Below are 15,149 nucleotides of genomic sequence, written 5' to 3'. Positions count from 1 at the left end.
TGACGGTGCCGGTCGGGCCGCTCAGAGCGCCAGGAAGCGGGCCTTGATGGCGTCCACGATGCGCTCGCTGGCGTGCCCGTCCCCATATGGGGACTCGCCCCGGGCCATGCGGCGGTAGGCATTGGAGTCGCGCAGCAGCTCCCGGCCGTGCCGGAGGATGACGTCGGCGTCGGTGCCGATCAGCCGGACCACGCCGGCCTCGATCGCCTCCGGCCGCTCCGTCTCGCGCCGCAGGACCAGGACCGGGCGCGCCAGGGCCGGCGCCTCCTCCTGCACGCCGCCGGAATCGCTGAGGATGAGGTGGGCCCGCTTCATGGCCGCGACGAACCCGCCGTAGGGCTGCGGCTTGACGAGGTGGATGCGCGGGTTGGAGCCGAGCGTCTCGTGCGCGACGCCCGTCACGTTCGGGTTGGGGTGGACCGGCCACAGCACCTCGATGTCGTCGTGCTCTTCGACCAGTGTGCGGATCGCCCGGCAGATGCCCTGGATCGGCTCGCCGAAATTCTCGCGGCGGTGGACCGTCACCAGCACCAGCCGGCGGCCGGGGTCGATGTCGACGGGCAGGGGCAGGTCCTGGGCCGCCACCATGTGCAGCGCGTCGATCACGGTGTTGCCGGTGACGACGATGTCGCCATCGGGCACCTTCTCGTCCAGCAGGTGCCGGCGCGCGCTCGCCGTCGGGGCGAAGTGCAGCGTGGCGATCCGGCTGGCGACGATCCGGTTGAACTCCTCCGGGAAGGGATTCTGCATGTCGAAGCTGCGCAGCCCCGCCTCGACGTGCAGGAAGGGCACCTGGCGGTAGAAGCAGGCGGTCGCCGCGGCCATCACCGACGTCGTGTCGCCCTGGGCGATCACCATGTCCGGGGACGTGTCGCCGATCACCCGGTCCAGCCCCACCAGGGCGCGGGCCGTCAGGTCGGCCAGCTTCTGGTTGGGCTGCATCAGATCGAGATCGACGTCGGGCTCGATCCCGAACAGGCTCAGCACCTCGTCGGCCAGTTCCCGGTGCTGGGCGGTCGCGACCACCACCACCTTGGCCCAGGGCTCCCGGCGCAGCGCAAGGATCACGGGCGCCATCTTGATGGCTTCCGGCCGGGTGCCGACGATGCAGAGGATGGTCTTGGTCATGGGGTCGCTTCGATCCGGGAAAGGCTGGGGCAAGGTCTGGGACGGCTCAGACGGATTGCGGGGTTTCGGGTTCGCGGTACTTGTGCGGGACCCAGGCGCCCCACTTCTGTTCGTAGAGGCGCTTGTTCTCCTCGAACAGCTTCTGCCGCCGCTCCAGCCCCAGGGCGTTGAGGCTGGCCGACAGCTCGTGGTGGACGAAGACGTCGTCCGCGATCACCACCTTGAAGCCGGCATCGCGCGTCCGGCGGCAATAGTCGTCGTCCTCGAACATGCCGATGCCGAAGATCTCGTCAAGCTCGCCGACCGCCTCGAACACCGCGCGGCTGAACATCACGCAGAAGAAGGCCACCGTGTCGGAGGGCAAGGTCCGGCCGCGCCGGGCCTCCACATAGGGGCGCGAGGCGGCGCACATCGCCTCGTGGCCGTCGTAGGACAGCTCGATCTTCGCCTCGTTGCCGATGTTGTTCGTCACCGGCCCGACCATGCCGATCGCCGAGTCGCGGCGGAAGTGCCGCAGCAGGTCGAAGATCCAGCCGCGCGTGACCTGGGTGTCGTTGTTGAGCAGGACCAGGTAATCGCCGGTGGCGACGCGCAGCCCCGCGTTGTTGCCGCCGGAGAAGCCGAGGTTGCGCTCGTTCAGCACCAGCTTGACCCAGGGCCGGTCCTTGGCGAAGTCGACGAGAAGGTCGCGCACCTCGGTCTCGGGCGAGGCGTTGTCGACCAGGATCAGTTCCAGGTTGGGGTAGTGGCTGTTGGCCGCGATGCTGTCCAGGCAGCGGCGGGTCAGCTCCAGCCCGTTGTAGACCAGAACGACGGCGCTGACCTTCGGGAAGAAGGGGGCGAGCGCCTCGTCGAACTGGGCGATGCGGGCCGACCAGGTCTGCGCCGTGGCGTAGGCGACGCGCTCCTCGACCAGCCGGGGATCGTCGTGCACCGCCATGGCCTGGCCCAGCTTGGCGATGAAGTCCTGATGATCCTCGCCGACGAAGACCAGCCCGTCGCGGTCGATCCGGATCTCCGGCATCGCCGTCCCGACCATCGGCCGCCCGGTGGCGAGGTACTCGTACATCTTCACCGGGTTGGTGTTCAGCGTCAGCTCGGTGATCAGGAAGGGGATGATGCAGACGTCGAAGCCGTGCGCGTATTCCGGCAGGACGGCGTAGGGGATCTCCCCCAGGAACCGGACGTTGGACAGCGCCCGCGCCGGGGAGATGTCGGAGCCGTGGGAATTGCCGATCAGCACGAAGTCCCAGTCCGGGTAAGCACGGGCGGAGGCCACCAGCAGGTCCACGTCGAACCAGTGGTCGATCGCCCCGAAATAGCCGACGACCGGCCGCTCGCTCAGCCGGCGCACGGGGCGGCCCGGCCGGCGCAGGAAATGGGTCACGTCGCAGGCGTTGCGGATCAGCGCGTTCTCGCGCAGGCGCCCGACGATCTCCGACAGCCCCGCCGCGGTGGTCAGCACGAGGTCCGCCTCGTGGATCAGCCGGTCCTCCTCGACCAGCATGGAGGCGTCGTTGTTGAGGAAGCCCGGATGGTAGTCCATGCAGTCGTAGACGACGAGGTTGCCCTGCATCGCCATGGCGATCGGCCGCCAGAAGGGCAGGTCCACGATGGACACCGTCGTGCCGACGCCGCAGTTGCGGCGCAGCGCGTCGATGGCGTCGAGCAGGGCCGCGGTCTGCTCCGGCGTCGGCATCTGCTTGTAGATCGACGGCGGCTCGCCGGGGCAGCGGAGCTGCACGACGAAGACGTTCTCCTCCGGCTGGTCCCAGAAAAGATAGGGGCGCGCGGTGTCGGCCGGCGCGAAGTCCACCGTCAGATAGAAGATGCGGTGCCCGCGGCGGGCCAGTTCCAGGGCGAGCTGCTGCGGCCGCTGGTGCCGGAAGGTCCAGTCGATGACGGGGAACACGAAGACGTCGTACGGAGGCATCGGGCTCGGGCTCATCTGCTGGCTCGGCTTCATCGGTCGGCCCCGGCGCGCTGACGGGCCATGGCTTCGATCTGGTCGCTGATCGTGTGGGTGGGCGGAATCTTGGCCCGCGTCATGAGGTGGCGCAGCGTGGCGAGCCCCCGCTCCGGCGACCAGTGCCGGGCCACGAAGTCCCGGCCGTTGCGCGCCACGTCCGTCCACAGCGCGTCGTCCTCGTAGAGCCGCGCGACGGCCTCCACGAAGGCGTCGTCCAGTTCCGCGATCAGCGCGTCGCGGCCGTCGACCAGCCCCATGCTTTCCGCGGCGATCGGGCTGATGACGGAGGGCAGGCCGAAGGCCATGGCCGTCGCCACCTTGCCCTTCAGCCCGGCGCCCCAGCGCAGCGGCGCGATCGAGACGCGCGCGCGGTCCATCTCCGCCCGCAGGTCCTCGACATGGCCGAGCACCAGCACGTCCTCCTGCTTCAGCGCGTGAACCGCGGCCCCGGCGTGGCTGCCGGCGATGCGCAGCCGCGCCCCGGGCAGGCGGGCGCGCAGGCGCGGCCACAGGTTGACCACGAAGGCGACCATCGCGTCCACGTTCGGGGCGTGGCCGAAGCCGCCCACGAACAGGATGTCCCGGCGGCCGGCCGGGCCGGGGGCGTCCTCGACCGGGCGGGCGATCCAGGGCAGCACCTCGACCAGCGTGCCCGGCGCCTCGACGCGCAGGATCTCGCGCTCCACGTCGCTGTGGGTGATGGTCGCGTCCACGGCGCGCAAGGTCGCCAGCTCGGCCGCCTTCTCCTCCACGGCCGCCACGGCGAGAGCCGCGTCGTTGTAGAGCGCCGCCTGGCGCTCGGCCCGCAGGTAGTGCAGGTCAGCGTTCAGGAGGATCGTCTTCGGCCGCACGGCGAGCCGGCCGATGTGCGGCAGGATCATCGCCGCGACCACGTAGCGCACCATGAAGACCAGGTCGCAGGAGTCGCCGTAACCTTCGACATAGTCGGCCGCGGAGGTGAAGTAGGGCGCGCGCACCACTTCCACGCCCAGGCGCTCCAGCGCGCGGACGTCGTCGCCGCGGCCCTGCGGCATGCGGACCGCCGCGAAGACCACCGCGTAGCCGAGACGCTGGAACAGCCGGATCATCTCCATGGTGACGACGGAGCCGGCGTCGGCGTTGGGGTGGGGCAGGTCGTGGTCGATGACCAGCACGCGGCGCTGCCCGGGGCGCTTCAGGCGGTGGGCGTCGATGGGGTGCGAAGCCGGCAGGGTGGCCAGCAGCGGCGCCCACCGCTCGGCGAAGGTCGCGCGGTTGACGGCCTGGAACCGCTTCATCCCCTGCGACGGGTCGGTGCCCGCGGTCCCGCCCTCGATGTGGACGACGGCCGACAGCGGCTGGCAGTAGACACGGAACCCGGCCTCGCGGATGCGCAGGCAGAGGTCGCTGTCCTCGTAGTAGGCCGGGGCGTAGCGTCGGTCGAAGCCGCCCAGCCGCCGGAACAGGTCGGCGGGCACCATCAGGCTGGCCCCCGAGCAGTAGTCGACCTCCCGCGCGTGGCAAAAGGCCGGGTTCTGCGGGTCCCGGTTGCGGCCCAGGTTGGCGGCGGTGCCGTCGCGCCAGACGACGGCGCCGGCCTCCTGCAGGCGGCCCGAGGGATAGATCAGCGCCGACCCGACGGCGCCGGCCTGGGGCAGGACCGCGAAGGCGTCGACCAGTTCGTCCAGCCAGCCGTCCAGCACCACCGTGTCGTTGTTCAGGAACAGCAGGTAGCGCCCGGAGGCCAGCTCCGCCCCGCGGTTGCAGGCCTCGATGAAGCCGCCCGCCTGCTCGTTCCGGTGCAGGACCAGGCCGTCGATCCGCGCCAGCCCGTCCCGGGTCTCCGCGTCGGAGCCGTCGTCGACCACCACCACCTCGAACCCGTGCCGGGACCGGTGGCGGCTCAGCGCGTGCAGGCAGCGCACGGTCAGGTCCAGCTTGCCGTGGACGGGCACGATGACCGACACCTCGGGGACCGACACCTCCGGCGCGGCCGGGCGCGGCAGCGCGAAGGGCAGGAGGTCGGCGGCGGTCTCCCGGTCGGAGAAGCCGGCGACCGGGGCGATGCGGGTCGCCGTCCGCTCCTCGCGGCGGCCGAAGAAGGCGTAATGGACGAGCGGGTTGACGCCTTCCGCCGCCACGTCCGGGTTGGCCCCCCGGTAGACGTCCGTCTCGAACAGCGGGTGCGGGTCGCGCCCTTCCTTCCAGCCGGACGCCAGGTAATGGCCGAGCGGCTCGACGCCGGCGGCGGCCACGTCCGGGTTGCTGTCCTGGTAGAAGCGGACGCTGAACAGCGGGTGCGGGTCGCGCCCTTCCTTCCAGCCGGAGGTCAGGTAATGGCCGAACGGCTCGACGTCGGCCGCGGCCACGTCCGGGTTGGACTCCCGGTAGAAGGCGACGTCGAACAGCGGGTGCGGGTTGCGCCCTTCCTTCCAGCCGGAGGTCAGGTAATGCTCCAGGGGATCCGCGTCCGCTGCGGCGACATCCGGGTTGGCGCCCCGGTAGAAGGCGAGGTCGAACAGCGGGTGCGGGTTGCGGTTCTCCCTCCAGCCGAACAGCCGGTAATGCTCCAGGGGATCCGTGCCCGCCGCGGCGACGTCGGGATTGGACGCCCGGTAGAAGTCCACGTCGAACAGAGCCGCGATCCCGGGCGTCTCCTTGGTCTTGCCCGTTCCGGCGGCGGAGGCGACGACCGCGGACCGGCCCAGCCAGGAAGGAAGCAGAGCGCGCATAGAGTCAACGTTCCGTTCTGTTGCGACGTTTCAAACCGACCACCGGACGCCGTGCCACGGGGAAAGGCTTGGAAAGAAAAGACGCCCGCGGGCGTCCTGCGGCCGGCGCATGGATCGCTTGCGCGATCGGCGGCCCGCATGCCCCTCTCCCCCATGGCGGTGCCATGCGCCGACACGCTTTTACCGAAGGCGCCCGATGGATTCCACCAAACGCTTTCGTCATGGGCCGGAAGCCGTGCCGGATCCTGGGCCGGGGTGGGAGCGGGGATGGGGAAGAGGGCGGGGATGGCGCGGAAGCCCGCGCCGTTCCTATTCGGTCAGGCTCAGCAGGTAACGGCCGTACTCGTTCTTCTTCAGCGGCTCGGCGAGGCGGCGCACCTGATCGGCGTCGATCCAGCCGGAGATGAAGGCGATCTCCTCCGGGCAGGCGATCTGCAGGCCCTGGCGGTGCTGGATGGTGCGGACGAACTCCGCCGCTTCCAGCAGGCTGTCGTGCGTGCCGGTGTCGAACCAGCCGTAGCCGCGGCCCATCTGCTCGACCGACAGCCGGCCGGCCTCCAGGTAGGCGGCGTTGACCGAGGTGATCTCCAGCTCGCCGCGCGGCGACGGCTTCACCGCCGCGGCGATGTCCAGAACGTCGTTGTCGTAGAAGTACAGCCCGGTGACCGCCCACTTGGACCGCGGGTTGACCGGTTTCTCCTCGATGCTGAGCGCGCGGCCCTGCTCGTCGAACTCGACCACGCCGTAGCGTTCCGGGTCGCGGACGCCGTAGGCGAAGACGCGGGCGCCCTGGGTGTTTTCGCCGGCGGCGCGCAGCAGGTTGGTCAGGCCGTGGCCGTAGAAGATGTTGTCGCCCAGCACGAGCGCGCAGCTGTCGTTGCCGACGAACGCGCGGCCGATGATGAAGGCCTGCGCCAGCCCGTCGGGGGAGGGCTGCACCGCGTAGCTCAGGTTGATGCCCCACTGCGACCCGTCGCCGAGCACGGTCTGGAACAGCGCCTGGTCGTGCGGCGTGGTGATGATCAGGATGTCCTGAATCCCCGCCAGCATCAGCGTGCTGAGCGGGAAGTAGATCATCGGCTTGTCGTAGATCGGCAGGAGCTGCTTGCTGACCGCCCGCGTCACCGGATAAAGCCGGGTGCCGGACCCGCCGGCCAGGATGATGCCCTTCATGATCGCGCCGCCTGTCGTGAAGTCTTCTTAGGATGCCGGGGAGGAAAGCAACACGTCGAGCACACGGTCCAGGCTGTCTTCCCAGCGCGGGGCCTCGATGCCGAACGCGGTCCGGATGCGCGCGCAGTCCAGCCGGGAATTGGCCGGGCGGCGGGCGGGGGTGGGGTAGTCGGCCGTGGTGATGGCCTGCAGGCGCGGGCGCCGGCCGGTGGCCGCCTCCAGCCGCTGGAAGATGCGCTCGGCAAAACCGTGCCAGGTCGTCTCGCCCGTTCCGGTGAAGTGGTAGGTGCCCCAGGGCACGTCGGCCCCTTCGTTCCTGCCCGCGGCGATCCGCCCGGCGATGGCCACGATCGCGGCGGCGATGTCGGCCGCCGCCGTCGGCGCGCCGTGCTGGTCGGCGACCACGCGCATCTCGTCGCGCTCGCGCCCGAAGCGCAGCATGGTCTTGACGAAGTTGGCCCCGTGCGCGGCGTAGACCCAGGAGGTGCGCAGGATGACGTGCTGCGGCAGCGCGGCGCGCACCGCCGCCTCGCCGGCCTCCTTGCTGGCGCCGTAAGCGCCGAGCGGGGCGACCGGGTCGTCTTCCGTGTAGGGCGCCGGCTTGGTGCCGTCGAACACGTAGTCGGTGGAGATGTGGATCAGCGGCACGCCGCGCGCGGCGCAGGCCGCGGCCAGCCGGGCCGGGCCGTCGCGGTTGACGGCGAAGGCCGCGTCGCGATCGCTCTCGGCCTTGTCCACGGCGGTGTAGGCGGTGGCGTTGACGACGAGGTCGGGGGCGTGCTCCGCCACCGCGGCCTCCACCGTCTCCAGCCGGGCCATGTCGACGTCCGGCCGGGCCAGCCCGACCAGCTCCGTGCCCTGCGGCCAAGCGGCCCGCATCAGCTCGGTGCCGACCTGCCCGCTGGTGCCGAGGATCAGGATCTTCATGCCGCGTCGAGCCCCAGGCGCTCGCCGCGGTAGGAGCCGTTCAGGATGGCTTCCCACCAGGACCGGTTCTCCAGGTACCATTCCACCGTCTTGCGCAGGCCGGTCTCGAAGGTCTCCTGCGGCGTCCAGCCCAGCTCGCGGGTGATCTTGGAGGCGTCGATGGCGTAGCGCTTGTCGTGGCCCGGGCGGTCGGCGACGAAGGTGATCAGCCGGTCGTGCGGCGCGCCGGCCGGGGCCAGCTCGTCCAGCAGCGCGCACAGCGTCCGCACCACGTCCAGGTTGGTGCGCTCGTTGTAGCCGCCGACGTTGTAGCTCTCGCCGATCACGCCCTTCTCAAGCACCAGCCGCAGGGCGCGGGCGTGGTCCTCGACGTAGAGCCAGTCACGGACGTTGTCGCCCTTGCCGTAGACCGGCAGCGGCTCCCCCTTCAGACCCTTCAGGATCATCAGCGGGATCAGCTTCTCCGGGAAATGGTAGGGGCCGTAGTTGTTCGAGCAATTGGTCAGGACCACGGGCAAGCCGTAGGTCTCGTGCCACGCCCGGACGAGATGGTCGGAGGACGCCTTGCTGGCCGAGTAGGGCGAGTTCGGGCTGTAGGCCGTTGTCTCGGTGAAGAAGCCCTCGTCGCCCAGCGTGCCGAACACCTCGTCGGTGGAGATGTGGTGGAAGCGGAAGGCCGCGCGCTCGTCGGCCGGCAGCCCCATCCAGTAGCCGCGCGCCGCCTCGAGCAGGCGGAAGGTGCCCACGACGTTGGTCTGGATGAACTCGCCCGGCCCGTCGATGGAGCGGTCCACGTGGGACTCCGCGGCCAGGTGCATGACGGCGTCCGGCCGGTGCTGCGCGAAGACGCGGCGCAGCTCCTCGCCGTCGCAGATGTCGACCTTCTCGAACGCGTAGCGCGGGTTGTCGGCCGCCCCCGGCAGCGAGGACAGGTTGGCGGCGTAGGTCAGCTTGTCGACGTTGACGACGAAGGCGTCGGTCTCGGCCAGGAGTTGGCGGACGACGGCCGAGCCAATGAACCCGGCCCCACCCGTGACGAGGATACGCTTCATCAAAACACCTGCCCCCTTTGCCAACAAGTCGTCAACACCGCGTCAAAAACACTCGCTCAATTCCGCCAGCCGCGGATGCTTGAGATCCTTGTCCGAAAGCAGGGCCTTGTCCGCCGTGACCGGCCACGCGATGCCCAAATCCGGATCGTTCCACAGCAGACCGCGGTCATGCGCGGCCGAATAGAAGTTCGTGACCTTGTATACCACTTCGGTATTAGGTTCCAGTGTGCAAAATCCGTGCGCAAAGCCGATGGGAACGAGAATCTGGTTCCATTCCTCGGCGCTGATGATCGCGCTGACGTGCTGGCCGAAGGTGGGCGAGCCCCGGCGGATGTCCACGGCCACGTCCAGGATGGCGCCCCGGACGACGCGCACCAGCTTGTCCTGCGCGAAGGGCGGCAGCTGGAAATGCAGGCCGCGCACCGTGCCTACCTCCGCCGAGAGGGACTGGTTGTCCTGCACGAATTCGTAGTGCAGCCCGGCCGCCTCGAACGCCTTCTTGCTGTAGGTTTCCGAGAAGAAGCCGCGATGATCGCCGAATTTCTTCGGCCGGATGATCTTCACGTCGGGGATGGCGAGAGCGGTGACATCCATCGGTCAGGTGCTTTCCTTGTCGAGCCAGGGCTTGAGGACGCGGGGAGGAAAGGCCAGTCCGAAATCCTCGGCGTCCAAGGACAAATTTGGGTTGTAGTACGGGTCCTGCGCCAGACGATCGCCCCAGCGCCGGCGCATGTAATTGACCTCGCTCAGGAAACGCTGGACTTTGTCGGGCGCCGTGTCGGGACCGCGCGAGGCGGATTCCAGATGGTACAGCTCGGCGAAGGGCGTCCAGACGACCAGATAGCCCCGGTTGCGGATGCGCAGGCAGAAGTCCACGTCGTTGAAGGCGACGGCCAGGTTCGCCTCGTCCAGGCCGCCGACCTCGTCGAACACCGACCGGCGCATGATCAGACAGGCCGCGGTCACGCAGGACAGGTCCTGCGTCAGCTGGGCGCGGCTGAAATAGCCGTGCCCGTCGCGGGGCAGCCCCTTGTGCCCATGCCCGGCCACGCCGCAGATCCCGGTGATCACGCCGGCGTGCTGGATGGTTCCGTCGGCGTAGTAGAGCTTGGCGCCGACCGCCCCCACCTCGGGGCGCAGCGCGTGGCTCACCATCTCCTTCAGCCAGTCGGCCCCGATCACCTCGATGTCGTTGTTGATCAGGCCGATCACCGAACCGGTTGCCTGCGCCGCGGCGAAGTTGTTGATGGAGGAGTAGTTGAAGGGCGCCTCGTAGCGCAGGATGCGCACCCGCGGCTCGTCCTTCAGCGTGTCGAAGTAGGCGAAGGTCTTCGCCTCCTCGCTGTTGTTGTCGACGATGATGATTTCGAGGTCGGGGTAGTCGGTGCGCTGGAGCAGCCCGTCCACGCAGCCCTTCAGAAGGCCGACCTTGTCGCGCGTCGGCACGATCAACGACACGCGGGGCAACGGGTCGGGCAAGGCGTAACGGATGCGGGTGAAACGGTGGGTGGAGGGCGATGCCTCAACGCTGGCCTGGACGCCGCGCCGCTGGAAATGCTCGGTCAGCGCGCGGTGGGCCGCCGCCGTGGCCCGCGACAGGTCGACCGTGGAGAAGGCGGCGGACTCCGCAAAGACCCGCCAGTGGTACAGGATCGCCGGGATGTGGCGGATGCGCTCCGGCGTGGTGGCCTCCACCACCCGCAGAGTCAGGTCGTAGTCCTGGCTGCCCTCGAACCCCTCGCGGAAGCCGCCGACCCGCTCGATCAGGGAGCGGCGGAACACGCCGAGGTGGTTGACCATGTTCTGGCCGTGCAGCAGGTCGAGGTTGAAGTCCGACTTGAAATGCGGGTCGTGACGCCGCCCCTCAGCGTCGATCTTGTCCTCGTCGGAATAGAGGATGTCGGCGTCGGGATGGCGGTTCAGCTCGACCGCGATCATGTAGAGCGCGTGCGGGGTCAGGCGGTCGTCGTGGTCCATGAGGGCCACGAACTCCCCGGCCGCCAGCTCCAGGGCGCTGTTGCTGGCGGCCGAGATGTGGCCGTTCCGGGGGCGCCGGACCACCTTGATGCGGCGGTCCCGAGCCTGGTATTCGGCGAGCAGCGGGGCGATGTGCGGCGCCGTGGAGGCGTCGTCGGCGATGCACAGCTCCCAGTCGGGATAGAGTTGCGCCAGCACGGAGTCCAGCGCCTCGCGCAGGTAGGCTTCCGGCGTGTTGTAGACCGGCATCACCACGGAGATCAGCGGGCGCCGCGCCAGCCGCGCCGCGTCGGCCCGGATCGCCGCAAGCTCCTCGGGATCCAGCGTGTCGTACAGCCGTACCCAGGTTTCGTAATCGGCGGCCCGGCGGGCCGGCAGCAAATCCTGGGCGACCTGCTGCTTGGTCGCCTGCCAGCCGTGCCGCACGAGGTGTGCCAGCAGCCGCCGTGGGTTGCGCCGGGCGTAATCCAGCAGCAGGTGGGTCCGCCCGATCTCCCGGATCGTGAAATCGGCGATTTCGAAGGACATCGGCCGGGTGGCCGGGTCGAAGCGCAACGCGAGGGTCTTCGGCGGCAGCAGGGCGAGTTGTTTGACCTCCCCGATGGTGTCCACCGGCAGGCGGATCGCCGTCCGCTCGTCGAAACCCTGCCCGCCGTCCGCGTAGAGAAGGGGCGTGAGCGGGGCGGAGGCGTGCCGCACCTTGTAGGAGATCACACACCAGCGGCTGGGCAGCCACCCGAGGCTGGACTGCAGCAGGAAGGCGGGATCGCCGCCGGTGCTCTCGTAGCCGCCGTCGGCGGTCGGCTTGACGTCGCTGTGCGGCACCAGCGTCATCCGGTGGACGCAGCGGCGGTAGGCGCGGTTCACCTCGTGGTAGACGCGGCCGCACTGGCGTACGGGGGCCGACAGCCTCCAGGACGTCGAGGCGAGGAGGGTGCCGATCTGCTGTTCCCGTTGCGCAAGGAGATCGCGCAGTTCGTCGATCGTCCGCTCCTGCATCGCCAGGTCACGCTCCTGCCGGCGCAGGCAGCCTTCGGCTTCGGCGATGGCGCGGTCCCGGTTGGCGGCCTCCTCGCGGAGCGACGCGATCATGGCGTGCAGCGACGCGGTCTCGGCCTGGAAGGCCGTGTGATCGGCCGCGGCGTCGGCGCGCAGCCGCCGTCCCTGCTCCTCCATCTCCTGGATGGTCTCGGCCCGGACCACGCGTTCGCCCAGCCGCTGGAACAGCAGCCGGGTCGCTTCCAGCGCTTCGCCGCCCTCCACCTGCACCGCAAACAGCGCGCGAACCGCCTCGGGCAGGTCGTCCCCGACGCCGAGCACGCCGAGCCCATGGGAGTGCAGAAAGGTGAAGGAGGGATGCGCCGCCGACAACTCGTCCCACAGCCGCCAGACGCCGAAGTCGTCGCGGCGTTCGGCAATGTCGTGGAACAGCACCACGCCGCGGCGGCTCATCTTCGGCCGCCAGGCCTCGAAATCATGGCGCACCGCCTCGTAGGTGTGCAGCCCGTCGATGTGCAGCAGGTCGATCGAACCGTCGGCGAAGTCCGCCAGGGCCTCGTCGAAGGTCATGCGCATCAGGCGCGAGAAGGCGCCGTAGCGGGCGTCATGGTGCGCGGCGAAGGTCCGGTAGACCTCCTCGCCGTAATGGCCGGCCTGCGGATCGCCGGCCCAGGTGTCGACGGCGGCGCAGGCCGTCGGCAGGCCAAGACGCCGCACCGCCTGGCAGAAGGCGGCGTAGGAGTTGCCGCTGTGGGTCCCAAGCTCGACGAAACGTGCCGGGCGCAGCGCGTCCATAATCCAGAAAGCGAAAGGCGTATGACCAAGCCAAGGCGGAGGGGCTGTGACGAGATCAGGATCAAGCAGGCTGATCGGTCGGAACAGGCGGCCCGGATTATCAGATCCCGGAGCCTTCACGTACAAATCCACAGTCGCCTCTTGTCTTGCCTCGTCCGACACCGCCGCCGGAACTCCATGGCTTGTCTGGAAATGACGAACAGATATCCTTTATGAAGAGGCGCGCTGTCAAACCCGATTGCCCCGGGCCATGCCCTCCGTCCCGAGATCGGCGGCAGAGATACGCTGGCACACTTGGGAATGCAAGGCGGCCGCCCGCGTTCTTGCCGTGGCGCGACGCTGCCCGATCGTCCCCACGGGTGCGGCGCCTCAGGGACCGGTCACGTCGAAGGGAACGGGTTCCGTCCGCAGGCCGGCCGCCGGATCCACCACCTCCAGCCAATGCCGCCCCGGTGCGGCGATCCGGTCGGCCGGAACCAGGGCCGACACCACGTCGCCGGCCACCGCGCTCGCCAGCGGCGCGCCGTCGAACCGCACCTGGGCCGCGCCGCTGAGGCCGGGCATCGACAACCAGAGCGCCGAACTGCCGTCGGGCTGCCGGTTGAACGGCACGCCGGCCGGGGTCGCGGTCGGGCCGTAGGCCTTGATCTGGGCGATCCGAGCCTGCCCCGCCGCCTGCTCCAGGATGTAAGCCGTGCCCCCGGGAATTGGGACGACGGTGTGGTAGCGCTCGCGCACGAAGTCCATGTAGCGCGCCGCCCAGACGACGAAACGCGAGGCATCCGTCTCGTTGGGCGCCCAGTCCTGGACGATGATGACCGGCGGCCGCACCGACGCCGTCAGGTCAATCGCCTGGTCGATCCAGCCCGGACGGATGTTCGGCGTGTTGTCGTCGACGTAATGCTCTTTGAACAGCATTCGCCGCTCTGCCATGAACGCGTAGCCGGGGCAGTAGGGAACGCAGACAATGCGGTCGTCCGGTCCCGAATTGGCGCGGATGATGCGGTTGATCGCCTCGTACTGCTGCTTTTCCGCCGCGGACACCATGACGTCGATGCCCGGGCCGACGCTCATCCGCGCGTCGCGGCCCTGGCGCTGCGCCAGGACGCCGACCCCCGGCACCTGGACGCCGTGCAGAACGAACAGCCCGGCCTGCGCCGCCAGGACGAGCAAGGCAGCCCCGGCCGCCGCCCGCGCAGCGCCGAATGTGCGAAGCCTCGACACGGACAGCAACCGGACAGCGGCAACCGCGGCCAGCAGCAGGTAAGCGTGCATGAAGGTCGCGAAATGGATCCAGCCCGGTCGGAAGAGGGCGAAGATCGGCCACTGGCTGCCGGCGATCATCAGGACCGCCACGTTCACGAGGTTTTCCCGCGCGTCACCCGGACGCCGGATCCAGCGCCATGCGGCGTAGGCCGCGAAAGCGGCGAGGCCGAGCATGGTCGAGTAGATCAGGAAGGCGAAGACCCGGTCGCCGGCGTCGCTCCCGAACAGCGCCGACACCGGCAGGATGCGCAGGAAGCCCGCGTCGGAGGTCTTGCCGCCGGCCATGTTCGACAGGCTGGGGGATTCCAGGATGAAATAAAGGATGCGACGCGGGTAGGTCAGGTAGTCGTCGAGGATGGCCGGCAGGTACCCGCGCAGGCGGGCGTGGATGAAAAGGGGCGCCATGGTCGCGGCGATGGCCGCCGCCATCAGAAGGCTGGAGCGGAGAAGGCCAAGCAGGCGGCCGCCGGCCGTCGGGTGCTCGTACCAACTCCGCACCACCACCAGCCCCCCGAGGCAGAGCGCGAAGAAATAGCCGAAATCCGGCCTGAGCATGAACGTGACGCCGACCAGCACCCCGGCCAGGATCAACGCCCGCCCGCCGTGCTGGAGGGGCGCCCGCGCCAGCACCACGAGTCCGACCAGGTTGAGGCCAAGCGCCAGGGAGCGCACCGCCGATGCCGTGAAGGGGGGCACGAGGATGAAGAGCAGCGCCACCAGGAAGGCCGCCCAGATCCGCTTGGTCGCCAGATACGTCCCGAGGAAAAGGAGCCCGGCCACGGCCAGGATCACGCCGTACAGCGTCAGGATCACGACCGTGTAGCTCATCCCGAACAGCTTCGCGGCACCGACCCCGAGGGCGTACCAGAGCACCCCGTAGCCGATGAAATCGGCCGGTGTCCCGCCGCGGTACAGTTCGGCGACAATCTGCGCGTAGGACCCGACGTCCCCCCACTCGAACCCATAGTCGAAGACGCTTCCAAGGAAGGCGGCTGCGATGGCCGTCAGCAGGGCGGCCGCGAGGACAAGGGTGTTCTTCCGGGCTCCCTCATCGACCCGCCCAGACACGAATTGCAGCATGACTTCCCCTGTTTCTTCATCGCGGGTTCCGAACGCCCGAACCGTTGCGACGGCCTCCGAGACGGTCCAGCC

Annotated in this window: 9 protein-coding genes; all 9 read right to left on the bottom strand. The window is 69.4% G+C overall.

All coding sequences use genetic code 11. From position 1 onward, the window contains the following. Positions 1–21: 21 nt before the first annotated feature. A complete protein-coding gene (wecB, locus tag M2351_RS27100) occupies positions 22–1,128 on the bottom strand; it encodes a non-hydrolyzing UDP-N-acetylglucosamine 2-epimerase (protein ID WP_264659162.1) in 1,107 nt (368 codons plus the stop codon). Between the two features lie 46 nt (positions 1,129–1,174). Next, on the bottom strand, positions 1,175–3,061 hold the full coding sequence (locus M2351_RS27095) for a glycosyltransferase (RefSeq protein WP_264659161.1): 1,887 nt from the start codon (positions 3,059–3,061) through the stop codon (positions 1,175–1,177). Between the two features lie 29 nt (positions 3,062–3,090). Continuing rightward, positions 3,091–5,808, bottom strand: coding sequence for a glycosyltransferase (locus M2351_RS27090; RefSeq protein WP_264659160.1), 2,718 nt, complete (start codon positions 5,806–5,808; stop codon positions 3,091–3,093). 309 nt (positions 5,809–6,117) lie between these two features. Then, positions 6,118–6,981, bottom strand: a complete 864-nt coding sequence (rfbA, locus tag M2351_RS27085) for a glucose-1-phosphate thymidylyltransferase RfbA (protein ID WP_264659159.1) — start codon at positions 6,979–6,981, stop codon at positions 6,118–6,120. A 27-nt stretch (positions 6,982–7,008) separates the two neighbouring features. Continuing rightward, the gene (gene rfbD / locus M2351_RS27080) at positions 7,009–7,908 is read right to left on the bottom strand and encodes a dTDP-4-dehydrorhamnose reductase (protein WP_264659158.1); all 900 of its coding nucleotides are present in this window, start codon (positions 7,906–7,908) and stop codon (positions 7,009–7,011) included. Beyond that, positions 7,905–8,960 carry a dTDP-glucose 4,6-dehydratase gene (gene rfbB / locus M2351_RS27075; protein WP_264659157.1) on the bottom strand — a complete coding sequence of 352 codons (1,056 nt, stop codon included), beginning with the start codon at positions 8,958–8,960 and terminating at the stop codon, positions 7,905–7,907. Before rfbB ends, rfbD begins: the two co-directional genes overlap by 4 nt. A 42-nt stretch (positions 8,961–9,002) precedes the next feature. After that, on the bottom strand, positions 9,003–9,554 hold the full coding sequence (gene rfbC / locus M2351_RS27070) for a dTDP-4-dehydrorhamnose 3,5-epimerase (RefSeq protein ID WP_264659156.1): 552 nt from the start codon (positions 9,552–9,554) through the stop codon (positions 9,003–9,005). 3 nt (positions 9,555–9,557) lie between these two features. Next, complete coding sequence (locus tag M2351_RS27065) at positions 9,558–12,731, bottom strand: glycosyltransferase (protein ID WP_264659155.1); 3,174 nt, start codon at positions 12,729–12,731, stop codon at positions 9,558–9,560. 369 nt (positions 12,732–13,100) lie between these two features. Further along, positions 13,101–15,077: a hypothetical protein gene (locus tag M2351_RS27060; RefSeq protein ID WP_264659154.1), complete on the bottom strand. Its 1,977-nt coding sequence runs from the start codon at positions 15,075–15,077 to the stop codon at positions 13,101–13,103. Positions 15,078–15,149: the final 72 nt, after the last annotated feature.

It is taken from the genome of Azospirillum canadense (genome assembly GCF_025961225.1).
GTDB classification, from domain to species: domain Bacteria; phylum Pseudomonadota; class Alphaproteobacteria; order Azospirillales; family Azospirillaceae; genus Azospirillum; species Azospirillum canadense.
The sequence above is the reverse complement of the archived record's forward strand: the minus strand, read 5'-3'. Positions and strand labels throughout refer to the sequence as shown.